Origin of the sequence: Reyranella sp. (assembly GCF_030651995.1) — a bacterium.
Classification (GTDB): Bacteria; Pseudomonadota; Alphaproteobacteria; order Reyranellales; family Reyranellaceae; genus Reyranella.
On record NZ_JAUSBN010000049.1, the window covers coordinates 61,986 to 82,373 of the forward strand.

Annotated in this window: 19 protein-coding genes; 7 read left to right on the plus strand and 12 right to left on the minus strand. The window is 67.4% G+C overall.

Features of this window, described 5'->3' with window-relative positions; all coding sequences use genetic code 11:
* Positions 1 to 38: 38 nt before the first annotated feature.
* Together Q7V45_RS14760 and mutM are read right to left on the minus strand one after the other, a co-directional pair.
* Entirely contained in the window at positions 39 to 821 is a 783-nt protein-coding gene (locus Q7V45_RS14760) for an enoyl-CoA hydratase (protein ID WP_304853383.1), read from the minus strand.
* 26 nt (positions 822 to 847) lie between these two features.
* Positions 848 to 1,687 carry a bifunctional DNA-formamidopyrimidine glycosylase/DNA-(apurinic or apyrimidinic site) lyase gene (gene mutM, locus Q7V45_RS14765; RefSeq protein ID WP_304853386.1) on the minus strand — a complete coding sequence of 280 codons (840 nt, stop codon included), beginning with the start codon at positions 1,685 to 1,687 and terminating at the stop codon, positions 848 to 850.
* A gap of 75 nt (positions 1,688 to 1,762) precedes the next feature.
* On the opposite strand from mutM, the gene Q7V45_RS14770 reads away from it, so the two are divergent.
* Positions 1,763 to 2,704 carry an endonuclease/exonuclease/phosphatase family protein gene (locus Q7V45_RS14770; RefSeq protein WP_304853389.1) on the plus strand — a complete coding sequence of 314 codons (942 nt, stop codon included), beginning with the start codon at positions 1,763 to 1,765 and terminating at the stop codon, positions 2,702 to 2,704.
* A gap of 20 nt (positions 2,705 to 2,724) precedes the next feature.
* Here Q7V45_RS14770 and Q7V45_RS14775 read toward each other — a convergent pair whose 3' ends face one another.
* Complete coding sequence (locus Q7V45_RS14775) at positions 2,725 to 3,408, minus strand: YggS family pyridoxal phosphate-dependent enzyme (protein ID WP_304853392.1); 684 nt, start codon at positions 3,406 to 3,408, stop codon at positions 2,725 to 2,727.
* The gene (locus Q7V45_RS14780; RefSeq protein WP_304853396.1) at positions 3,405 to 4,760 is read right to left on the minus strand and encodes a tetratricopeptide repeat protein; all 1,356 of its coding nucleotides are present in this window, start codon (positions 4,758 to 4,760) and stop codon (positions 3,405 to 3,407) included. Before Q7V45_RS14780 ends, Q7V45_RS14775 begins: the two co-directional genes overlap by 4 nt.
* A gap of 47 nt (positions 4,761 to 4,807) precedes the next feature.
* Here Q7V45_RS14780 and Q7V45_RS14785 point away from each other — a divergent pair, with 47 nt between their 5' ends.
* On the plus strand, positions 4,808 to 5,413 hold the full coding sequence (locus tag Q7V45_RS14785; RefSeq protein ID WP_304853399.1) for a Smr/MutS family protein: 606 nt from the start codon (positions 4,808 to 4,810) through the stop codon (positions 5,411 to 5,413).
* Here Q7V45_RS14785 and ada read toward each other — a convergent pair.
* Both ada and Q7V45_RS14795 read right to left on the minus strand, forming a co-directional pair.
* Complete coding sequence (gene ada / locus Q7V45_RS14790; protein ID WP_304853402.1) at positions 5,347 to 6,468, minus strand: bifunctional DNA-binding transcriptional regulator/O6-methylguanine-DNA methyltransferase Ada; 1,122 nt, start codon at positions 6,466 to 6,468, stop codon at positions 5,347 to 5,349. The genes Q7V45_RS14785 and ada overlap by 67 nt on opposite strands.
* Before the next feature lie 60 nt (positions 6,469 to 6,528).
* Positions 6,529 to 6,765, minus strand: coding sequence for a DUF1127 domain-containing protein (locus tag Q7V45_RS14795; RefSeq protein WP_298309725.1), 237 nt, complete (start codon positions 6,763 to 6,765; stop codon positions 6,529 to 6,531).
* A 141-nt stretch (positions 6,766 to 6,906) separates the two neighbouring features.
* Here Q7V45_RS14795 and gcvA point away from each other — a divergent pair, with 141 nt between their 5' ends.
* Positions 6,907 to 7,830: a transcriptional regulator GcvA gene (gcvA, locus tag Q7V45_RS14800; protein ID WP_304853408.1), complete on the plus strand. Its 924-nt coding sequence runs from the start codon at positions 6,907 to 6,909 to the stop codon at positions 7,828 to 7,830.
* Between the two features lie 32 nt (positions 7,831 to 7,862).
* On the opposite strand, the gene Q7V45_RS14805 is transcribed toward gcvA, so the two are convergent.
* Genes Q7V45_RS14805 through Q7V45_RS14815 form a run of 3 tightly spaced genes read right to left on the minus strand, consistent with a single transcriptional unit; the run spans position 7,863 to position 11,286 of the window.
* On the minus strand, positions 7,863 to 8,894 hold the full coding sequence (locus Q7V45_RS14805; RefSeq protein ID WP_304853411.1) for a lysine-2,3-aminomutase-like protein: 1,032 nt from the start codon (positions 8,892 to 8,894) through the stop codon (positions 7,863 to 7,865).
* A 47-nt stretch (positions 8,895 to 8,941) separates the two neighbouring features.
* On the minus strand, positions 8,942 to 9,631 hold the full coding sequence (locus Q7V45_RS14810) for a hypothetical protein (RefSeq protein ID WP_304853413.1): 690 nt from the start codon (positions 9,629 to 9,631) through the stop codon (positions 8,942 to 8,944).
* Complete coding sequence (locus Q7V45_RS14815) at positions 9,628 to 11,286, minus strand: NAD(P)/FAD-dependent oxidoreductase (protein WP_304853415.1); 1,659 nt, start codon at positions 11,284 to 11,286, stop codon at positions 9,628 to 9,630. Before Q7V45_RS14815 ends, Q7V45_RS14810 begins: the two co-directional genes overlap by 4 nt.
* Positions 11,287 to 11,536: 250 nt before the next feature.
* On the opposite strand from Q7V45_RS14815, the gene Q7V45_RS14820 reads away from it, so the two are divergent.
* Both Q7V45_RS14820 and Q7V45_RS14825 read left to right on the plus strand, forming a co-directional pair.
* A complete protein-coding gene (locus Q7V45_RS14820) occupies positions 11,537 to 12,715 on the plus strand; it encodes an HlyD family secretion protein (protein WP_304853418.1) in 1,179 nt (392 codons plus the stop codon).
* Positions 12,716 to 12,876: 161 nt separating this feature from the next.
* Positions 12,877 to 14,451 (plus strand): DHA2 family efflux MFS transporter permease subunit, encoded by a 1,575-nt coding sequence (locus Q7V45_RS14825; protein ID WP_304853421.1) that lies wholly within the window; start codon positions 12,877 to 12,879, stop codon positions 14,449 to 14,451.
* Position 14,452: 1 nt separating this feature from the next.
* On the opposite strand, the gene Q7V45_RS14830 is transcribed toward Q7V45_RS14825, so the two are convergent.
* Entirely contained in the window at positions 14,453 to 16,015 is a 1,563-nt protein-coding gene (locus tag Q7V45_RS14830; RefSeq protein ID WP_304853424.1) for an AMP-binding protein, read from the minus strand.
* Between the two features lie 56 nt (positions 16,016 to 16,071).
* On the opposite strand from Q7V45_RS14830, the gene Q7V45_RS14835 reads away from it, so the two are divergent.
* Both Q7V45_RS14835 and Q7V45_RS14840 read left to right on the plus strand, forming a co-directional pair.
* Positions 16,072 to 17,352, plus strand: coding sequence for an ArgE/DapE family deacylase (locus tag Q7V45_RS14835; protein ID WP_304853427.1), 1,281 nt, complete (start codon positions 16,072 to 16,074; stop codon positions 17,350 to 17,352).
* Between the two features lie 345 nt (positions 17,353 to 17,697).
* A complete protein-coding gene (locus Q7V45_RS14840; RefSeq protein WP_304853430.1) occupies positions 17,698 to 18,708 on the plus strand; it encodes an NAD(P)-dependent alcohol dehydrogenase in 1,011 nt (336 codons plus the stop codon).
* Positions 18,709 to 18,739: 31 nt separating this feature from the next.
* Here the strand turns inward: Q7V45_RS14840 and Q7V45_RS14845 are convergent, their stop codons facing one another.
* On the minus strand, positions 18,740 to 19,852 hold the full coding sequence (locus tag Q7V45_RS14845; RefSeq protein ID WP_304853434.1) for a GTP-binding protein: 1,113 nt from the start codon (positions 19,850 to 19,852) through the stop codon (positions 18,740 to 18,742).
* Positions 19,842 to 20,351 (minus strand): transcriptional repressor, encoded by a 510-nt coding sequence (locus tag Q7V45_RS14850; RefSeq protein WP_304853437.1) that lies wholly within the window; start codon positions 20,349 to 20,351, stop codon positions 19,842 to 19,844. The genes Q7V45_RS14845 and Q7V45_RS14850 overlap by 11 nt, the downstream gene beginning before the upstream one ends.
* Between the last annotated feature and the right edge of the window lie 37 nt (positions 20,352 to 20,388).

The following is a 20,388-nucleotide window of genomic DNA, read 5'->3' on the forward strand; positions in this document are numbered from 1 at the left end:
CCGTATGGGGGCCGGTCAAGCGCTCCAAATCCGCCAAATCAGCGATGTTTCCAGCCCGGCTTACGCTTCTCGGCGAAAGCGGCCATGCCCTCGGACCGGTCGTCGAAGGCAAAAGTTGCGTGAAAGGTCCTGCGCTCGAAACGGACACCCTCCGAAAGGGTCGTCTCGAAGGCCCGGTTGACCGCTTCCTTGGCGACCATGGTGGCGGGCAGAGACATGCCGGCGATCTTCTCGGCCGTGGCGATGGCGTCGTCCATGAGCTGGGCCAGCGGCACGACCCGGCTGACCAGGCCGCAGCGCTCGGCTTCGGCCGCGTCCATCATGCGCCCGGTCAGGACCATGTCCATGGCCTTCGACTTGCCGACGAAGCGCGGCAGGCGCTGGGTGCCGCCTGCCCCGGGAATGGTGCCCAGGGTGATCTCGGGCTGGCCGAACTTGGCATTGTCCGCAGCGATGATGAAGTCACACATCATGGCCATCTCGCAGCCGCCGCCCAGGGCGTACCCGGCCACCGCGGCGACGATCGGCTTGCGGACCTGGCTCACCTTCTCCCAGCCGACGGTGATGAAGTCCTGCAGGAAGACGTCCTGGTAGGTCTTCTCCTTCATCTCCTTGATGTCGGCACCGGCGGCGAACGCCTTGTCGCTGCCCGTCAGAACCATGCACCCGATGCCGGGATCGGCTTCGAACGCATCGAGTGCCTGGCCGAGCTCGCGCACCAGATCGGCGCAGAGCGCGTTCAGCGCCTTCGGGCGGTTCAGCCGGATGATCCCGACCCGGCCTTTGGTTTCGGTCTGGATATTCTCGTATGTCGTGGTCATTTGCTCTTTCCTCCTCGGGTCGTGTCTCAGCGCTGGCAGCGCGCGCAATAGAAGGTGGATCTCCCGGCCTGCACGAGCCGGCGCACCGTCTGGCCGCAGTCGCGGGTGGGGCAGGCGATGCCGGCCCGGTCATAGACGTTGAAGCGCGTCTGGAAATAGCCGAGTTCGCCGCCCGGCTGAACATGATCGCGCAGGGTCGAACCTCCGTCCTGTATCGAACGGCTGAGCACGAGCTTGATCGCCTCGACGAGGCGACCCGCACGCTCCCCCTTGATGGTGTGGGCGGAGCGGCGCGGCGAGATGCCGGCCAGGAACAGCGCCTCGCACGCATAGATGTTGCCGACGCCCACCAGGGTCTTCTGATCGAGCAGTGCCGCCTTGATCGGCGTCCTGCGGCCGGCGAGGCGGGCGGCCAGTACATCGCCGGTAAAGGCGTCGTCCAGAGGCTCCGGGCCCAGGCTCTTGAAGTACTTGTGCCGGGCCACCGCCTCGTCGGCCACCAGCACCATCAGCCCGAAGCGGCGGGCGTCGTTGAAGCGGACCTGCCAGCCATCATCCATGCCGAACACGACATGGTCATGCCGCCCGAGCGGATGGCTGGCGGCGCTCTCGGCATCATGCAGGGTCATGCGGCCCGACATGCCGAGATGCACGATCAGGGTCTGGCCGTCGTCGAGGCGGATCAGCAGGTACTTTGCCCGCCGGTCGATGCCCGTGACCATGCGGCCCTCGACCCTGGCGGCAAACTTGGCCGGCAGGGGCACCCGAAGGTCGGGTCGACGCTGCTGCAGTTGCACGATCCGCCGACCGACCAGGCGCGGCATCAACCCGCGTCGGACGGTCTCTACTTCAGGAAGTTCTGGCATGCGCGGCGGCCATGTACAGTGCGGTCAATGAAGAGGCAACAGCGAGCATTAAACGTCCTGCGGCCGGCCGTTACCATGCTCGTCATCGGTCTTTCGCTGGTGGCGGCCTTGTCCTGGCTGGCGACATGGCACTGGGCGTTCGAGCTGCTGACCCATTTCCATGTCTACTTTCTCCTTGCGGGCGCGGTGCTCGCACTGGTGGCGCTCAGCCTGCGGCAGTGGTGGACGGCCGGGCTGTCGTCGCTGATCGTCGCTGCGAGCTTCCCGGTCGTGTGGCCGCACATGCACCTGCCGCCGACCGATCTTCAGCCCCAGCCAGGGCCGGTGGTGCGCCTCCTCTTTGCCAACCTGCATAACTGGAAGACAGATCTGGATGCCATGCGGCGCCTGATCGAGGCGGAAAAGCCCGACATTGTGGTGTTCACGGAACTAGACCCCGTTCACGACGCGGTGCTGCGCGACGTGCGGGGCCTGCTGCCCTTCCAGTCGGAGCCGCCCCGCGGCAACGCGTTCGGGGTCATGCTGCTCGCCACGAAACCTCCCGAGTCGCTCGAGTTCGACCTGACGATGGGCAAATACGCACCGTTGATGGTGGCGCAGCTGTGCCCGGCGGAATCGGGTTGTCTCACGCTTCTCGGCCTGCATGCCCGGCGGCCCGGGCCGCCCTCGACCGGTGCCCGCGACCGCCAACTCGCCCATGCCGCCGCCGTGGCGCGCGAGCACGTCGACAAGGGGGAGCGCGTCGTCCTGGTCGGCGATCTCAATCTCACGCCGTTTTCACCGGTCTTCGACCGGCTGATAACGCAAAGCGGATTGTGGGACACCAACATCCTGCCAGCCGAGCGTCCACGCACCTCGCCATCCATCTCGACCTGGCGGCTGGCAAATACAGGGATCGGGCTGCCCATCGACCACGCGCTCGTCAGCTCCGGCATCGGTATCGTCAGTCGCCGCGTCGGGCCGAACATCGGCAGCGACCACCATCCCCTGATCCTGGATTTGAAGATCGCGCCCTGATTTCGGGGCTCGGTCCGGCTCTATGGCGCGGGCTGCAGCGGCGGGCGGGAGCCGAACAGGGCGCTGCCGACGCGGACATGGGTGGCGCCCATCCGCACGGCCGTCTCGTAGTCGGCGCTCATGCCCATGCTGAGCTTGGCAAGGCCGTTGCGGGCCGCCATCTTCGCCAGCAGCGCGAAATGCAGGGCCGGTTCCTCGTCGACCGGCGGGATGCACATCAGGCCGACCACGGGCAGCTTGTACTGGTCGCGGCAGAGAGCCACGAAGGCGTCGACATCCTTCGGGAGAAGGCCGGCCTTCTGCGGCTCCTCGCCGGTGTTGACCTGGATGTAGCAGGCGGGCCGGCGGCCCAGGCGCTCCATCTCCTTCGCCAGGGCCGCAGCGAGCCGGTCGCGATCGACCGACTGGATGACGTCGAACAGGGCGACGGCATCGCGTGCCTTGTTGGTCTGGAGCGGGCCGATCAGGTGCAGCTCGAGGTCGGGCCAGGCCGCCTTGAGTTCGGGGAACTTGCCCTCGGCTTCCTGCACGCGGTTTTCGCCGAACACGCGGTGGCCGACCTCCAGCAGTTCGCGGACCCGGTCCGCGCCATGGGTCTTGGAGACGGCGACGAGGGTGACGTCGGATGGTGAACGACCCGATGCCCGCGCGGCGTCGGCGATGCGGCCGGTGACCTCGGCCAGGCGATCGGCGCCGCTGCTCATGCGTCGAGACCGGCGCGCGCGAGCAGGGCTTCCTCGTTGTTCGGATCGGCCGCCAGGGCGGCGTCCAGGGTTTCGCGGGCCCTGTCGACTTCGCCCAGCGCCGCCAGGCAGATGCCGTAGTGGGCCAGCAGCCGCGAATCGTCCGGCAGGGCACGCAACGCCTGCTCATGGTGCGGCCGTGCTTCAGCGGCCCGCCCCAGGCCCATCAGGGCGCGCCCGTAGTTGGTCTGCACGAAGGGCTCGTCGGGTGAAACCTTGGCGGCCTTCTTCAGGATCCGCCGCGCATCGTCGAAGCGCTTGAGACCGAGCAGCGCCAGCCCCTGATTGTTCATCGCCCGGGCATCACCGGAAACGGCTCTCAGATAGGGCTCCAGGAGCCGGCTGGCCTGCTCGAAGTGCCCGGCCTGAATGTGCAGGTTGGAGAGCTGGAGGATCGCCTCGTGGTCGAGCGGGTTGCGTTCCAGGACTTTCTCGAGGATGCCGACGGCCTGTTCGGTCTGGCCCGCTGCCGCCCGGGCCAGCGCCAGGGTGCCATAGGCCTGGCCGAACGCCGGATCGAGCTGGAGGGCCTTCTCGATCATCGGGATGGCGTCGCTCGGGCGACCGCTGAAAAAGAGGACGTAGCCCAGCGTATGGTTCAACGTGGCGCTGGTCGGCGCCAGTTCGAGCGCTCGGCCGGCCTCGGCAATGGCTTCGTCGTAGTGGCCGAGGGCCGCCAGAGAGAGCGAGCGGTCGCCCAGGATCTGGCCGCGGCGCTCGGCGTTCTCGCCGGCGTCTTCCAGCGCCATGTCGAAGACCTCGATGGCGGCCGAATATCGGCCCAGCCGGTAGAGGGCATAGCCCATCATGTTGCGGGCGCGCGCCTGCAGGGGCTTCAGCGCCTCGGTCCCATGTTCGTGGATGGCGCGATCGACGTTGGCCACGAACTCCGACAGTTCGCGCTCGGCGGCGGCGAAGCGCCCGGTATCCATATGGACCGAGGCCAGCGCCAGGCGGGCCTCGACATGGGTGGGCGCCTGACGGATCGTGTCGCGGAAACGGCGCGCCGCCTCGTCGAGATTGCCGAGGCGACGGGCGGCGAGGCCTAGATTGTAGAGCAGCATCGGCTCGTTCGGATCCTTCGCCACGGCCTTGCGCCACAGCTTCTCGGCTTCCTTCACCGCGCCGCGCTGCGACAGGCAGACGGCGAGAAAGTGGAGAATGTCGGGACTGTCGCCGTGCCGGACGAGCGCGCTCCTGAACAGCGGCTCGGCGCGATCGTACCAGCCCGCCCGCAGATACTGCAGGCCTGTCTGGAGATCAGGGTCGGGTTGCGGCGGGCCGTTGGGCCGGGTGGGGGGCGCGATCGCCATGGCGGGCTGTGTAGACCCGCCTCACGGCCAAGGCTAGACGAAATGGCATGGTGAAGGACGCCGACCTGTTCGCCGCCGCAATGGCCGGTGTGAAGCCGCTCAAGAGAAAGCGGGCGGCCGCTTCGCGCGTTCCGGCGGTGGAAGCCAAGGCGGGCCCCACGGCGGCCGGGAAGCCGGCGGTGGGCAAGCCGGCGGTGGTCCCGCCGACGATCCTGGTCCCAAGACCTCGGCCGCTGCCGGTCAGGCCCGGCGTTCCCGACCTGTCGCCGGACGGCCGGCAGTTCGATCGCGACGTTTCGCGTGCCCTCTCGCGGCGCAAGCTGTCGCCGGAAGCGTCGATCGACCTGCACGGCATGACGCTTGCGGCGGCGGAGCGGGCGGTGACCCGGTTTCTGGACAGGGCCTCGTCCCAGGACCTCCGTGTGGTGCTGGTGGTGACCGGCAAGGGCCTGCGCGAAGAGGGTGGCCGCACGATCGACGGCCGCATCCGGGGCGAATTCGTGGGCTGGCTCAATCGCGGCGACAACCGCGAGCGGGTGCGGGCGGTCCGCGCCGCCCACGCCCATCATGGCGGCACGGGCGCCTTCTACCTGCTGCTGCGCCGGCGCTCCTCGGCCAGCAGCCGTTCCTTGCGCGCCAAGCCCCAGCGATAGCCGGTCATCGCGCCGCTCGATCCGACGGCGCGATGACACGGAATGACCACGGCGGCCTGGTTGGTGGCGCAGGCGCGTCCCACCGCGCGCGCTGCCTTGGGCTCGCCGATGCTACGGGCGATCTCGCCATAGGTGCGGGTCTCGCCGGCCGGGATCTCGGTCAGCGCCTTCCAGACCTTCCACTGGAAGGCCGTCCCCACGATGTCGAGCGGCACGTCGGGGGCATCGAGCGCCGTGGGCTTTCGGCCGTAGAGCCGCGACAGTACGGCTTTCACGCGCGGGCCGAGCACGGTGTCGTTGCGCCGGATCTCGGCGGCGGGAAAGTCCTGCTTCAGGCTTTTCTCCAGCGCACGGTCGTCATCGCCCAGGAACACCGCGGCGATGCCCTTCCCGGTCGCGGCCACCAGCACGCGGCCATACTCAGAGTCGGCCATGGTGTAGTCGATATGGGCGCCCGCGCCGCCCCGCGCATAGGTCGCCGGCGTCATGCCGAGCACCTTGTCGCTGCTCTCGTAGACGCGGCTGGGTGAGCCGTAGCCCGCACCATAGAGCGCGTCGGCCACGCTGGCGCCGCCGCGGAGCGCGCTGCGGAAGCGCTCGCGCTTTCGCGCGACCAGCCAGTCGCGCGGATTGACGCCCAGCTCGGCCAGGAAACGCTTGCCCAGCGCACCGCTCGACAGGCCGACCTTGTCCGCCACCTCGGCCAGGGAAGGCGGGGCGTCGGCACCGGCGGCCTCGAACAGCGCGCAGGCGCGCGCCACCGGCCGGCTGAGGCCGAGGTCCGCCTGCCAGTCGCGTGGCTTGCACCGCTTGCATGCACGGAAACCCGCCGCCTCCGCCGCCTCGGGCGAGGCGTGGAAGTCGACGTTGCGGCGCAACGGCGGACGAGCCGTGCACGACGGCAGGCAATAGACCCCGGTTGTCTTCACCGAGAACCAGAAGCGGCCGTTGTACGCGCGGTCGCGCCGCTGGACGGCGTGCCAGCAGGTGTCCGGGTCGGGAAGAAGGGAAGTGGCGAGGGCCACGGCGGGTAACGAAAGAGAATGTTGGGTCATGGCGCCATCAAAGCACCACGACCCTAACCTGCTCTATCCGCCGCCCGCCGGCAATTCCGGCTAGGACCAGAAGGGCTTGGTCGCCTCGAACCGGGCGGTCGCCCGGTCGACGCCGATATCCCGCAGCAGCCGCTCGTCCAGTTGGGCCAACTGATGTCGCGAGCGGGCCAGTTCGGCTCGGGTCATGATTTTCTCGATCCCGACCACAACCGTGCCCGCCAGCAGCGCGACGGCGCGGCCGAACGAGAAGGAGGGGACATCCGCGCGGGCGACCCGCACGTTGGATACGATCGACATGACTTAGCTCCGCTTGAGGCGATGGGGCCGGGGATCGGCAGTTGCGCCTCGTTTCTAGCCTGAATTTGCTGTATCCTGTGGATACTTGCAAAGGATGAAAGCTCGGGGGAGGCATAGAATTTCTATGATCAAGTGTCCTAGATGAGCCGTTCGCAACTCCCCTTGAATGCCTTGCGCGCCTTCGAGGCCGCTGCCCGTCACGCGAGTTTCACGCATGCCGCCGAGGAGCTTCACGTCACCCAGGCCGCCGTCAGCCACCAGGTGAAGGCGCTCGAAGAGAGGCTCGGCGTCGCGCTGTTCGTGCGCCGTCCGCGCGGCCTCGAGATCACCAGTGAAGGCGAGGCGCTGCTGCCCGATCTGCGCGACGCGTTCGACCGCATGACCAACGCGCTGGAGCGGGTCGGCCGCAAGGCCAACTCGGGCACGCTGAACGTGAGCCTGGTCACGACCTTCGCGCTGGGCTGGCTGGTGCCGCGCCTGCATCGCTTCCAGGCCAAGCATCCCGAGATCGAAGTGCGCATGACGACGAGCCAGAAGCGCGTCGACTTCGCGCGCGAGGATGTCGACTGTGCGATCAGGTTCACCGTGCAGCCGGAGCCCGAATTGCATGCAACGAGGCTGTTCAGCGACGTGCTGACGCCACTCTGCGGCAAGCGCTATCACGACAAGCTGAAGACGCTCGACGATCTGAAGCGGGTGCCCTTCATCGACATGACGCACGATCCCGAATGGCCGATCTGGCTGCGGGCCGTGGGCCTCGGCGACTTCAAGCCCAAGCGCGTGCTCACCTTCGACTCGACGATGATCGCGGTCGAAGCGGCGATGGAAGGCGCGGGTGTGGCGGTCGGCCCGCCACAACTATTCCGCGAGGAGCTGTCCGTGGGCCGGCTGTTCCAGCCGTTCGAGCAGATCGTCGACAGCGGCAAGGCCTGGTGGTTCGTCTGCCCGCCGGCCTCGGTGAGCCGCCCCAAGACCAAGGCCTTCGAGGAATGGCTGGTCGAGGAGCTGGCCGCGCCGCAGGCCCGCACCGGGCGCCCGGCCGTGGCGCCGGCTGCCCGTCGCTGAGGCGACCTCGAGAAAATCTAATGGCTGGAGGGTCAGTCGGACGGGTAGCGGTGCTGCCCGCCGAACACGTCCTCGACCCTCAGGGCCCCCGGATCGTCGGCCAGATAGGAGGGTCCGACGGGGACCTTTCCGTGACCGCCGGGCACGTCCAGCACGTAGGTCGGCTGGGCCAGCCCGGAAAGGCGGCCGCGCAGGGCCTTCACCAGCGCCTGTCCCTCCGCGATCGACACTCTGAAGTGTCCTGTGCCACGCACCAGGTCCGGATGATGCAGGTAATAGGGCTTTACCCGGGCGGTCACCAGCGTGCGCATGAGCTGCTCCAGGGTCTCGACCGTGTCGTTCACCCCCTTCAGCAGCACCGTCTGGCCCATCAGCGGCAGGCCGGCGTCGGCCAGGCGTGACAGGGCGGCGCGGGTCGAGGGCGCGAGCTCACGGGCGTGATTGCAGTGGACGGCCAGCCAGACACTGACCCGGCCGGGCTGCAGCGCCCTTACCAACTCACCGGTGACCCGTTCGGGGTCGACGATCGGCACGCGACTGTGCAGGCGCACGATCGCCACATGGGGGATCGCGTCGAGCGCCGCCATCAGCTCGGCGAGGCGGCGCGGCGCCAGCATCAGCGGATCGCCGCCGGTCAGGATCACCTCCCAGATTTCCGGCCGGCTACGGATATAGGCCAGCGCTGCCGCCAGCTCGTCGGCCGACAGCGCTTCGCCGCCCGGGCCCACCTTCTCGCGGCGGAAGCAGAAGCGGCAATAGACCGGGCAGACATGCAGCGGCTTCAGCAGCACGCGGTCGGGATAGCGATGGACGATGCCCTTCACGGGCGACCGCGCCTCGTCGCCGATCGGGTCGGCGAGCTCGGCCGGCGCCACCTCGGCCTCGGCACCGCTCGGCACGAACTGCCGGGCGATCGGATCGTCGGCCAGGCGCGAACGGTCGATCAGCGCCACCATCTCCGGCGTGATGGCGATCGCCATGGACTGCGCGGCTTCCTGCAGCCGCGGATCGGGCGACAGGAGGCCCTCGCTTTCGAGAGCTTCCAGGGAGCGCAGCGTCGGCATGGCGGCGTCGAGATAGGCGCCAGGGCCGTTCGAGTCCAGCGGCCCCCTCAGGTCCAGCGAGCCGTATCGGCGCGGTCGGCGGCGGTCAGGAGGGTCGCCGTGGACACCACGGTCCAGTCGCAGAGGTCGTAGCGGCGGCTGAGCTTGTCGCGCACCGCCGCCTCGGCCGCGCCTTCGGGCAGCTTGGAGCGCTCCCACATGGCGAGGTTGGGCCGCCGGGTCAGGAGCAGGCTGCGCACGCCGCCGTGCAGGCCGGCGCCGGTCACCTCGTCCGGGCCGGTGCCGGTGCGGTCGCCGCTCGCCCGCCAGAGGCCGATCACCTGCGAATCGTAGGCGCCCTCGAAGCCGGGCCAGGCGGCGGCACAGAGGTCGAGGAACTCCGGCCAGTTCGGTTCGGGAACGGCGAACCAGCGGAAGGCGTAGTTGCCCTGGCGGGTCGGCGGCACCGTGTCGGTCGGGCGAAGCGTGGGGGTCAGGACTTCGCTGGTCACCGCGCGGACGTCGTCAGTATTCGCCAGCAGCGCACGTTCGGCCGCCGCCGCCGCGATCCCCTGTGGCCAGACGCTGATCGCCTGCACCTCGTCGCGCGGCCGGCCGATCTGGCTGCGCCAGGCGCCGTAGAGCTGGCCCCCGGTCTCCCCGACCTGCCGTGCTCCTTCGTCCGAGAGCTGGTCGGCAACCGCCTGCCAGCGACGCGGTGCGGCTTCGATGCGGTGGTGGACGAAGGTGGCGCTCAAGCGACTTCGGCCTTGTGTCCGCTGAGCGTGAAGCCTTCGTAGCCGCCGGCCGTGACCTCGTCGCAGCGCTTCTTGTAACGGTCGAAGCCGCCGACATAGGGCATGAACACGCGCGGCTTGCCCGGGATGTTGGCGCCGACGTACCAGGAATTGGCCAGCGGATAGAGGGTGCTGTCGGCCACCGCGTTGACGTGCCCGACCCATTCGGCCTCGGCCTGAGGTGACGGTTCGATGCGGTCGAGCTGGTGCTTGCCCAGATGCTCGAGCGCATCGGCGATCCAGTCCACGTGCTGTTCGATCGAGGCGATCATCTGTGTCTTCACGCCGGGGCTGCCGGGGCCGGTCACGACGAACATGTTGGGAAAGCGCGAGACCATCAGGCCGAGATAGGTGAGGGGACCGCCCTCCCAATGGTCGGCCAGCACCGCGCCGTCGCTCGTCCTTATGTCGATCTCGCGCAGCGCGCCGGTCATGGCGTCGAAGCCGGTGGCGAAGACGATGGCGTCGAGCTCATACTCTTCCTTGCCCGTGCGCACGCCCTTTTCGGTGATCTCCTGGATCGGATCGGATCGGACGTCGACCAGCACGACGTTGTCGCGATTGTAGGTCTCGTAATAGTTCGTATCGAGGCAGAGGCGCTTGGTGCCGATCGGATGGTCCTTGGGCGCCAGCAGTTCGGCCGTCCTCTTGTCCTTCACGATGCCGCGGATCTTGTTGCGGGCGAACTCCGAGGCCGTGTCGTTCGCCTGCTTGTTCACCAGAAGGTCGGTGTAGGTATAGAGGTAGCTGATGCTGCCGCCTTCCTGCCACTTGGCCTCGTAGGCGGCGTTGCGCTCCTCCTCGGTGACCTCGAGGGCCGACTTGGTCGGCCGCGGATAGCCGCCGATCGCGAAGGGCGTGTCGTAGGCGGCGCGGCGCCGGGCCGGATACTCGGCCTTGTGACGGCGCTCGCGCTCCTCTTCCATCGGCGCGTTGCGCGCCGGCAGGCTGAAATTGGCGGTGCGCTGGAAAACATGCAGGTGCTTCGCCTGCCGGGCGATCAACGGGATCATCTGGACGCCCGAGGAGCCCGTGCCGATGACGCCCACCCGGAGGCCGGTGAAGTCGACACCCTCATGCGGCCACAGTCCCGAATGGTACCACTTGCCCTTGAAGCTCCCGATGCCCTTGAAGTCGGGCACGCGCGGCGTCGAGAGATTGCCCGCCGCCATGATGCAATAGCGCGCGCGGACCACCTCGCCCTTGTCGGTCCGCAGCGTCCATTCGTTGGTCGCACTGTCGAAGGTGGCGGCCTTGATGCGCGTGTCGAGCTGGACGTCGCGGCGCAGGTCGAAGCGGTCGGCGACATGGTTGATGTACTTCAGGATTTCGGGCTGCGTGCCGTAGCGCTCCGGCCACTTCCACTCCTGCTGCAGCTCGTCGGAGAAGCTGTAGGAATATTCCAGGCTCTCGACGTCGCAACGCGCGCCGGGGTAGCGGTTCCAGAACCAGGTGCCGCCGATTCCGGAGCCTGCCTCGTAGGCCCGGACCTTCAGTCCCAGCTTGCGCAGGCGATGGATGGCGTAGAGGCCGGCCAGTCCGCCGCCGACGATCGCGACATCAAGCGGGGCGACATCGGGCTGACGAGGCGCGGGCGCGTGGGAAGCATCGGGCATACGACGGCTCCTGTTGTGAATTTTTGCTCTGCGAGAGGTGTCCGGCGAGCTTGCCAAATCAGGGTCGACCCGACCGTTCGTTTTTGCAAGTGCGCCGAGCACGGATGCGGAACGGCGCGCGTCATGCAGTGCGCGCGCTGCAGCAAGGCGAGGCCTTCACGTGAAGATCGTTGGCCCGCCAAATGTTTCCGCCTTATTCTTCTTCGATGACAACAGCGCGAAACCCCGGTTGAGAGCGGCAGGATAGGTCGTGGATCAGTCGGTGCCGCCGCCCTCCCTGAAGACACCGCCCGCATCGCCGGCGGTCGGCGTGGCGCCTCCTGCGCGGGTGAGCCGGACATCCGGCCTCATGCGAGCCCTGGTGCGGCCACGCTTCATCGTCATCGGTCTCCTGCTGATCGCGGCGGTCGCCTATGGCGGCCGCGAGGTCCATCTGCGTCTCACCCATGTCTACGAATACGATGCCCGCGTGACGGCCGACATCGTTACGGTGTCGAGCCGCGCCGAGGGCTGGATCGTCGACCTCGCGGTGCGCGAGGGCATGCGCGTCGAGGCGGGGCAGACCCTGGTCAGGATCGACGACCGCGCGGCCAAGCTGCGTGTCGACGGCTTGCGCGCGCAGATCGAAGGCGTCCGGGTCGAGCGGGCGCGACTGCGCGCCGAGCGCAAGCTCGACCAGAACCAGGCCGATGCCGCGATGCGTACACGCACCTCGACCATCACGGTTCGCGAGAAGGCGCTGGCCGCCCTGCAGGCCGACCTCGATTTCGCCAGGCTCGAACTCGATCGCAGCCGGACGCTGTTCGCCAGCAAGGTCGTCAACGAGCGGCAGCTCCAGATGGCGCAGGCGGCGGTCACCAAGTTCGAGATCCAGATCCTGCAGCTCCAGGCCGAGCACGAGCAGGCCGAGGGCAGCCTCGGCGAGGCGCGGGTCGGCCACGACAGGCTGGGCGTGATCGATGCGCAGATCGAGGCGCTGACCCATCAGGTCGCTGCGCTGGCGGCGCAAATGCGCCAGCAGCAGGTCGATGTCGAGGACCGTACGATCAAGAGCCCGATCCCGGCGGTGATCGACCGCACCTTCACCCTGCCGGGGGAGTATGTGGCGGCGGGCCAGCGCATCCTGATGCTGCACAATCCGGACGAGGTCTGGGTCGAGGCCAACATCAAGGAGACGCAGGTCGGCAAGCTGAAACTCGGCCAGCCCGTGCGCGTCTCCGTCGACGCCTATCCCAAGGATACCTTCGTCGGCCGGGTCGCGCGGATCGGCAGCGCCACGACGGCGCGCTTCGCGCTCCTGCCGACCCCCAATCCGTCGGGCAACTTCACAAAGATCACTCAGCGCGTGCCGGTCAAGATCGACATCGTCCAGATGCCGAAACCGCTCACGCCCGGCATGATGGTCGAAGTCGAAATTGACATTCGGTAGGCCGGAGCGGGCGATCATGTTGTTGCCCCTCCTTCGAGACGGCCGCTCCGCGGCCTCCTCAGGATGAGGCTTGCGATGTTGGAACAAGAACCACCTCATGCTGAGGAGCGAGCAGAGCGAGCGTCTCGAAGCATGGGCAACGACAATGCTGTAGCCGCATCATGACGGCCGCGGCCGTTCCCCTGCAGACCGCGGCGGCGCTGACCGAGCGCTACGGGCCCTCGTATCGCTGGCTGGTCACCATCACCGGCATGATGGGCGTCGTGTCGATGGTGCTCGCCATGACCACGGTGAACGTGGCGGTGCCCGACGTGATGGGCGCCTTCGGCATCGGTCAGGACAAGGCGCAATGGATGTCGTCGGCCTATATGGCCACGATGACCGCCGGCATGCTGATCAACGCCTGGCTGAGCGGGGTCCTGGGCGAGCGCCGGACCTTCGTGGGCGCGGTGTTCTTCTTCTCGGTGGGTGCCCTGATGGGCGGCTCGGCCCCGACCGAGGACGCGCTGATCTTTGCCCGCGTCCTGCAGGGGTTCAGCGCCGGTGTCGCCCAGCCGCTGGTCATGGCCACGATCTTCACGGTGTTTCCGCCAGAGCGCCGCGGCATGGCGATGGGCGTCTTCGGACTGGGCGTCGTTTTTGCGCCCGCGATCGGACCGACCCTCGGCGGCCTGATGATCGAGTACTTCTCGTGGCGCTACGTCTTCTTCATCTCGCTGCCGTTCTGTGTCGTCGCCGCCGTCATGGGCATGATCTTCATGCCGACCCGGCCGATCCCCAAGGTCATTCCACCGTTCGACTGGTTGGGCTTTGCGCTGCTCTGCACGGCGCTGTTTGGCCTCATGACGGGGATCGCCGACGGCCAGCGCGAGGGCTGGAGTTCCGACGCCATCGTGTTCCGTCTGGTCCTCGGGAGCGCTGCGACGGTCGGCTTCGTCTGCTGGGAACTCTACACGCCGCGGGCGCTGCTCGACGTGCGCATCTTCGCCAATGTCGAGTTTGCCGCCGCGGCCCTCATCGCCTTCATCTTCGGCGCCGGCATGATGGGCTCGACCTACATCATTCCCGTCTTCGTGCAGACCATCATCGGTTTCACACCGCTGGAGGCCGGGCTGATGATGATGCCGGCCGGCATCATGCTGGCCTTCATCTTCCCGCTGGCGGGTCGGCTGTCGGACTCGATGCCGGCCTCGACCATGATCATCGGCGGGCTGGTCCTGTTCGCCGGCGGCTTCGCCTGGATGACGACCGCCGACATCGACACGACCTTCTGGACGCTGGTCTGCATGGTCATGCTTTCCCGCCTGGGACTGGGCTTCATCAATCCCAGCCTCAATGCCTCGTCGCTGAAGGCACTGCCGGCCGACAAGGTGCGACAGGGCTCGGGCGTCGCCAACTTCATGCGCCAGCTCGGCGGCGCCTTCGGCATCAACGGGATGGTCGCTTTCTTCGAGATCCGCACCCGCTTCCATGCCGATGCGCTGACGGCGACGCAGGACTGGGGCAACCGCACGACCGACCGCATGCTCACCCAGGTCGAGCATCTGATGCAGAAGAGCGGCCTGCCGTTCCAACACCAGAAGGCGGGCGCCCTCGAGTATCTGGCCACGATGTTGCAAAGCAACGCGCAGATGCTGGCGTTTTCCGATACGTTCATCGTCGTGGGTGTGGTCGCGCTGGCCGCCCTGATTCCCGCGGCGATGCTGTCGCGTTCGCAGCGCCGGTCGCGCGGATGAGTCACACGATGCGGCTCTTCTTGCTGCCCCAGTAACGGTCGCGCAGCAGACGCTTGTAGAGTTTGCCGGTCGGCAGGCGCGGCAGCTCGTCCTCGAAATCGACGGAGCGCGGCACCTTCTGCCGGGAGAGATGCTGGCCGCAGAAGGCGATCAGCTCCTCGGCGGTGGCGCCCGTCTTGGGCACGCCCGGCATGAGCTGGACGACCGCCTTCACCTCCTCGCCGAGATCGGCGTTGGGGACGCCGAACACCGCCGCGTCGGCCACCTTGGGATGGGTGATCAGCAGGTTCTCGCATTCCTGCGGGTAGATGTTCACGCCACCGGAAATGATCATGAAGGTCGCGCGGTCGGTCAGGTAGAGGTAGCCGTCGGCATCGACATAGCCGACGTCGCCCACCGTGCTCATCGTGCCGTCCTCGGAGCGCGCCTCGCGTGTCTTGGCAGGGTCGTTGAAATACTCGAACGGCGTCGCGGTCTTGAACCACAGGGTGCCGGCGGTGCCGGTGGGCAGCGGCTTCATGTCATCGTCGAGCACGTGCAGTTCGCCCAGGAGGACACGTCCCACCGTGCCCTTGTGCGCCAGCCATTCCTGCGAGTTGCAGGCGGTGAAGCCCAGCCCCTCGGTGGCGCCGTAGTATTCGTGGATGATCGGACCCCACCAGCCGATCATCTGTTCCTTCACCTGGACCGGGCAGGGCGCCGCCGCATGGATGGCGATCTCCAGCGAACCGAGTTCGTACTGCTTCCGCGTCTCCTCGGGCAGCTTCAGCATCCGCGAGAACATCGTCGGCACGAGCTGGGTGTGCGTGACGCGATACTGTTCGATGAGCTGCAGGTAATGCTCGGGGTCGAAGCGCTCCATGATGATCACGGTGCCGCCGATGCGAATCGTGAGATTCACCGCCGCCTGCGGCGCCGAATGGTAGAGCGGCGCCGGCGAGAGGTAGATCATGCCTTCGCGGTACTGCCAGAGCTTCAGCAGGAAGGAGAAGATCGGCAGGAGCTGAGACGGCGGCTGTTCGGCCAGCGGCCGCACGATCCCCTTCGGCCGTCCCGTGGTGCCGGACGAGTAGAGCATCGCGGTCCCGAGCGATTCGTCGGCGATCGGCGTCGCGGGCAGGCCGGTCGTCGCCTCCGCGAGATTGACGATCTTCGCGCCGCCGGCCGATCCGCCACCGGGCCCGTCGACGACGATGCAGAGCGCGATCTCCGGACACTGCGGCAGAGCCGCGAGGGCCACGTCCCGCTTGGCCTGGGAGGTGATGAGCACTTTCGAGGCGCTGTTGTTCAGGATGTAGGCAAGCTCGTCGGCGGTCAGGAACGAATTCACGCAAGTGTAGTAGGTGCCGGTGCGCTCGCCGGCGGTACAGCACTCCACGTAGCGCGCGTTGTTTTCCATGAAGATCGAATAGTGGTCGAGCCGCGTCACGCCATGGGCGCGCAGCAGGTGCGCGAGCCGGTTGCTGCGCGCCTCCAGCTCGCCATAGGTCACGGTCTCGCCGCTGCCGGCCATGATCACCGCAGGATGGGACGCCTGCGTCGTCGCGTGTTTGCCCGGGTACATTTGTTTCCTCCTCCGAAACTATAGACGGCGTACCGGGGCTGCGCCAAAGTCCGCGCATGCTCGATTCATCGCTCAAGTCCAAAATCATGGACGAAGTCGATCGTCGCTTCGGCGATCAGACGAACGTGACGGCCGATCTGGTCCGAATTCCGTCTACCCGTTTCCAGGAAGCGCCGGCGCAGGACATGATGGCGCGCCTGTTCAAGGAAGACGGGCTGGGCGTCGACCGCTGGCAGATCAAGATCGACGACCTCAAGCACCTGCCGGGCTACTCGCCGCATTCACTGGATTATGACGATGCCTGGAACGTGGTCGGCGCCTGGCGTCCGTCCAGTCCCAAGGGCCGGTCGCTGATCCTCAACGGTCACATCGACGTGGTTCCCGAGGGGCCGCACGAGATGTGGACGCGCAATCCCTACGATGCCTATGTCAAGGACGGCTGGATGTACGGCCGCGGCTCGGGCGACATGAAGGCCGGGCTGATCCTGAACGTCTTCGCGCTGCGTGCCCTGCGGGCGCTGGGCTATATGCCGGCGGCCGACGTCTACCAGCAGTCGGTGGTCGAGGAGGAGTGCACCGGCAACGGCGCGCTCGCCTGCCTGCAGCGCGGCTATCGTGCCGAGGCGGCGCTGATCCCCGAGCCGTCGGGCTGCACGCTCACCGTGGCGCAGGTCGGCGTCATGTGGTTCCAGGTCAAGGTCACCGGCCATCCCGTGCATGTCTACAAGGCCGATGCGGGTTCGAACGCGATCGAATCGGCCTTTCGTCTGATCCAGCAGCTGCGCGAGCTCGAGAAGAAGTGGAACGCGCTGAAGGCCCACGACAAGCATTACTGCGACCATCACCATCCGGTGAACTTCAACGTCGGCAAGATCGCCGGCGGCGACTGGGCGAGCTCGGTGCCGTCCTGGTGCACCTTCGACATGCGCGTGGGCGTGCTGCCGACGCAGACTCTCAAGGAGTGCCGGCAGGAGGTCGAGGACACGATCCGCCAGGCCGCGGCCAACGATCCCTTCCTCGGCAACAACCTGCCGACCGTCAGCTGGGAAGGCTTCCAGGCCGAGCCCTATGTCCTCAAGAACCACGAGCATGTGCGCGACATCCTGGCCGAGGCGCACAAGACGGTGTTCGGCGCCGAACTCGACGACCGGCGCACCACCGGCACGACCGATGCCCGCTTCTTCGGCCTCTATGCCGGCCTGCCGGCCCTGGTCTACGGGCCTCAGTCCGACGACGTCCATGGCTTCGACGAGCGGGTGAACCTGGAATCGATCCGCAAGATCACCCAGTCGACGGCGCTGTTCATCGCCGAATGGTGCGGCCTGCAGAAGGTCTGACCGCTTCCGCCTCTCATATGTCCTCTCCGCCACGAAGTGGGGCAGAGGAAGGGACCCGTTGCGCAGGCAACGGGGAGGTGAGGTGGTGCTGATTGCGGACGTGCTGCCGGGGTGTGAGGCTCCATGACCCACCTCACCTCCCCCACGCTTAGCGTGGGGCCCCTTCCTCTCCCCCCACTGCGTGGGCGGAGAGGACATTCAAATCCAACCGCGAACGTCTGCTCGGCCGGCGAATAGGGTAGGTCGAGCGTTCGGCTACCAGCGGCATCGACGGCCGTAGAACGCCGAATGGTGCAGCCTGCAGAAGGTCTGGTAGCCTTCGGCCGGTTGGCCTATGGGAGCAGCATGACCCCAGATCATGCCGCGACCGGGACCATGCAAGCCTTCGTCTATCGCCGCTATGGCGGGCCTGACGTCGTCGAGCTGGCGGATGTCCCGAAGCCCGAGCCTCGGGACAACGAGGTTCTCGTCCGGATTCACGCGACGACGGTGACCTCGGGCGACTGGCGCGTGCGAACGATGTGCGTTCCGACCGGACTCGGAACCTTTGCGCGCCTGGCTTTCGGGTTCACACGGCCGCGCCAACCGATCATGGGGTCCGAGATGGCCGGAACGATCGAGGCCGTCGGGAAGGACGTCACGCGGTTCCGGGTCGGCGACGAGGTGTTCGGCTTTCCCGGCGGCGCGATGGGATGCCATGCCCAGTATCGGGCGATGCCCGAGGACGGCAGGCTGGCACGGAAGCCCGCCAACCTGTCGTTCGAGGAAGCGGCATCGCTGCCCTTCGGCGTGTCGACCTCCCTGCACTTTCTGCGCAAGGCGGGCATCAGGCCGGGCGACAAGGTCCTGGTGATCGGCGCGTCCGGCGGCGTGGGAACAGCCATGGTGCAGCTCGCGAAGCATCACGGCGCCGAGGTGACCGGCGTCACCAGCTCGAACAACCTCGCACTCGTCAGGTCGCTCGGCGCCGACCGGGTGATCGACTATACGAAGGACGACTTCACGGCGCGCCGCGAGACCTACGACATCGTCGTCGACACGGTCGGCAGGACGCCGTTCGCGCGCTGCAAGCCCGTGCTCAAGGACAAAGGCAGGCTGCTCGCGGTGGCCGCGGGGATCCCGGAGATGCTGGCGACCCTGTGGGCGCCGTTGACCGGCAGCCGGCGAGTCATCGCCGGCCCTGCCGAGGAGCGCGTCAGTGATTTGGCGGAGATGGCCGCCCTGGCGGAAGCCGGCGCACTGAGACCCGTGATCGACCGCCGGTACCAGTTCGGGCAAATGGCCGAGGCGCACGCCTATGTCGAGACCGGCCGCAAGCGTGGCAGCGTCGTGGTGAGCGTCGACCCTCCGCGTTAGGGGTCGATCGGGCGCGTCAGCTTGGTGAACCTCATGATGCCGCCAGGGAGGGCGGTGGCGGGGCGACGGTGAACATCCTCAACGTGTCGCGCAGGGCCGATTCGTCGAGGTCGCGGGTGATGAACACGATGCGCGTGCGCCGGTCGTTGCCCGGCCATTTCTTCATCAGCAGCGGCGGGTGAAAGACGTGCTGCACGCCGTGGATGACGAGCGGCCCGTCGAAGCCCTCGATGTTCACGATCCCCTTCACGCGCAGAATGTCGGGGCCCTTCATCGCCAGCAGGAGGCCCAGCCAGGTGTCGAAGGCCGAGGCCGCAATGGGCTCTTCCACCGTCAGGCAGACGGCCTTGATGTGCTCGTCGTGCCGGTTGATGTCGTGCCCGTGCCCGTGCCCGTGCCCGTGCCCGTGCCCGTGCCCGTGCTCATGCTCATGCTCATGTTCCGCAGGCGTATAGGCTTCGGCTTTCAGCCAGCGCTGCACGTCCAGGCTCTTGGTCTCCGGATTGTACAATCCGGCATCGAGGAGGGTGGCCGGGTCGACCTCGCCCTGCAGGCTCACGATGATCGGGGCGGCCGGGTTCAGACGGCGCAGTCGCTGCGACAGGGCCAGCGACTGCGCCGGCGGGACGAGATCCGTCTTGGTCAGCAGGAGGCGGTCGGCGACGGCGGCCTGTTTCACGGACTCGATCTGCCGGTCGAGGGTGGCATCGCCGGTCGCGGCATCCACGGTCGTGATGACGCCATCCAGCCGGTAGGCCGAGGTGAGGGCCAGGTCGGACATCAGCGTGTGCAGGATCGGCGCCGGGTCGGCGAGCCCCGTCGTTTCGATCAGCACCCGGTCGAACGGCGCGACGGCGCCACTCAGTTTGCGGGCGGTCAGGCCGCGCAACGTGTCGACGAGGTCGCCGCGAATGGTGCAGCAAAGGCATCCGCTCTTCAGCAGGACCATGTCCTCGGTGGAACTCTCGACCAGTTCATGATCGAGGCCGATCTCGCCGAACTCGTTGATCACGACGACAGTGCGCGCGAACTCCGCCCGCGACAGGAGCTTGTTCAGGACCGTCGTCTTGCCGCTGCCGAGAAACCCGGTTAGCAGCGACACGGGTACGAGCGGGCCGCCGGGCATGCCTCTTCTATCGTTCATCGGAATGACCTCGTATTGCCGCGTCAGCCGTGGCCTCGGCACAACGATCGCAGGTTCCGCTGCACTCGATGACCGGCCTCGCGATATGGAACTTGAGGGTCGCCGCGTTGCTTTCGATCAGCTCGGCGAGGCCGGGGTTTTCGACCGCCACCGAGCTGTCGCAGGTGTCGCAGAGAAAGAGCACGGGCGACCCGGGACGATCCCGCAGGATATAGGCGTTCCGGCTCTCGACGCGGAGGATCGAGCCGATCTCCAGAAGGAAGTCGAGCGCCCGGTAGATCGTCGGAGGCGTGTGTTTCCGGCCGACTTCGTCCTGGAGCAACACGAGCAGCGCATAGGCCCCCAGGGGACGGGTGGAGCGGGCAATGATGCGCAGGACCGCCGTCCGCAAAGGCGTGAGCCGGAGTCCCTTCTGTTCGCAAACCTTCTGGGCAGCCTGAAGGGCCCGGTCGACTTGTGCGGTCGTCTCGGGCGGCGTCGATGGAGGGGATCGAACCATGAGCTTCAGCCTCGCCTGATCCGTGATGCATCACATA

What these genes read in the sequence shown, in the direction of transcription:
- Q7V45_RS14760 (WP_304853383.1), bottom strand. Translation starts at nt 821, where the DNA reads ATGACCACGACATACGAGAATATCCAGACCGAAACCAAAGGCCGGGTC.
- mutM (WP_304853386.1), bottom strand. Translation starts at nt 1,687, where the DNA reads ATGCCAGAACTTCCTGAAGTAGAGACCGTCCGACGCGGGTTGATGCCG.
- Q7V45_RS14770 (WP_304853389.1), top strand. Translation starts at nt 1,763, where the DNA reads ATGCTCGTCATCGGTCTTTCGCTGGTGGCGGCCTTGTCCTGGCTGGCG.
- Q7V45_RS14775 (WP_304853392.1), bottom strand. Translation starts at nt 3,408, where the DNA reads ATGAGCAGCGGCGCCGATCGCCTGGCCGAGGTCACCGGCCGCATCGCC.
- Q7V45_RS14780 (WP_304853396.1), bottom strand. Translation starts at nt 4,760, where the DNA reads ATGGCGATCGCGCCCCCCACCCGGCCCAACGGCCCGCCGCAACCCGAC.
- Q7V45_RS14785 (WP_304853399.1), top strand. Translation starts at nt 4,808, where the DNA reads ATGGTGAAGGACGCCGACCTGTTCGCCGCCGCAATGGCCGGTGTGAAG.
- ada (WP_304853402.1), bottom strand. Translation starts at nt 6,468, where the DNA reads ATGACCCAACATTCTCTTTCGTTACCCGCCGTGGCCCTCGCCACTTCC.
- Q7V45_RS14795 (WP_298309725.1), bottom strand. Translation starts at nt 6,765, where the DNA reads ATGTCGATCGTATCCAACGTGCGGGTCGCCCGCGCGGATGTCCCCTCC.
- gcvA (WP_304853408.1), top strand. Translation starts at nt 6,907, where the DNA reads ATGAGCCGTTCGCAACTCCCCTTGAATGCCTTGCGCGCCTTCGAGGCC.
- Q7V45_RS14805 (WP_304853411.1), bottom strand. Translation starts at nt 8,894, where the DNA reads ATGCCGACGCTGCGCTCCCTGGAAGCTCTCGAAAGCGAGGGCCTCCTG.
- Q7V45_RS14815 (WP_304853415.1), bottom strand. Translation starts at nt 11,286, where the DNA reads ATGCCCGATGCTTCCCACGCGCCCGCGCCTCGTCAGCCCGATGTCGCC.
- Q7V45_RS14825 (WP_304853421.1), top strand. Translation starts at nt 12,877, where the DNA reads ATGACGGCCGCGGCCGTTCCCCTGCAGACCGCGGCGGCGCTGACCGAG.
- Q7V45_RS14830 (WP_304853424.1), bottom strand. Translation starts at nt 16,015, where the DNA reads ATGTACCCGGGCAAACACGCGACGACGCAGGCGTCCCATCCTGCGGTG.
- Q7V45_RS14835 (WP_304853427.1), top strand. Translation starts at nt 16,072, where the DNA reads ATGCTCGATTCATCGCTCAAGTCCAAAATCATGGACGAAGTCGATCGT.
- Q7V45_RS14840 (WP_304853430.1), top strand. Translation starts at nt 17,698, where the DNA reads ATGACCCCAGATCATGCCGCGACCGGGACCATGCAAGCCTTCGTCTAT.
- Q7V45_RS14845 (WP_304853434.1), bottom strand. Translation starts at nt 19,852, where the DNA reads ATGAACGATAGAAGAGGCATGCCCGGCGGCCCGCTCGTACCCGTGTCG.
- Q7V45_RS14850 (WP_304853437.1), bottom strand. Translation starts at nt 20,351, where the DNA reads ATGGTTCGATCCCCTCCATCGACGCCGCCCGAGACGACCGCACAAGTC.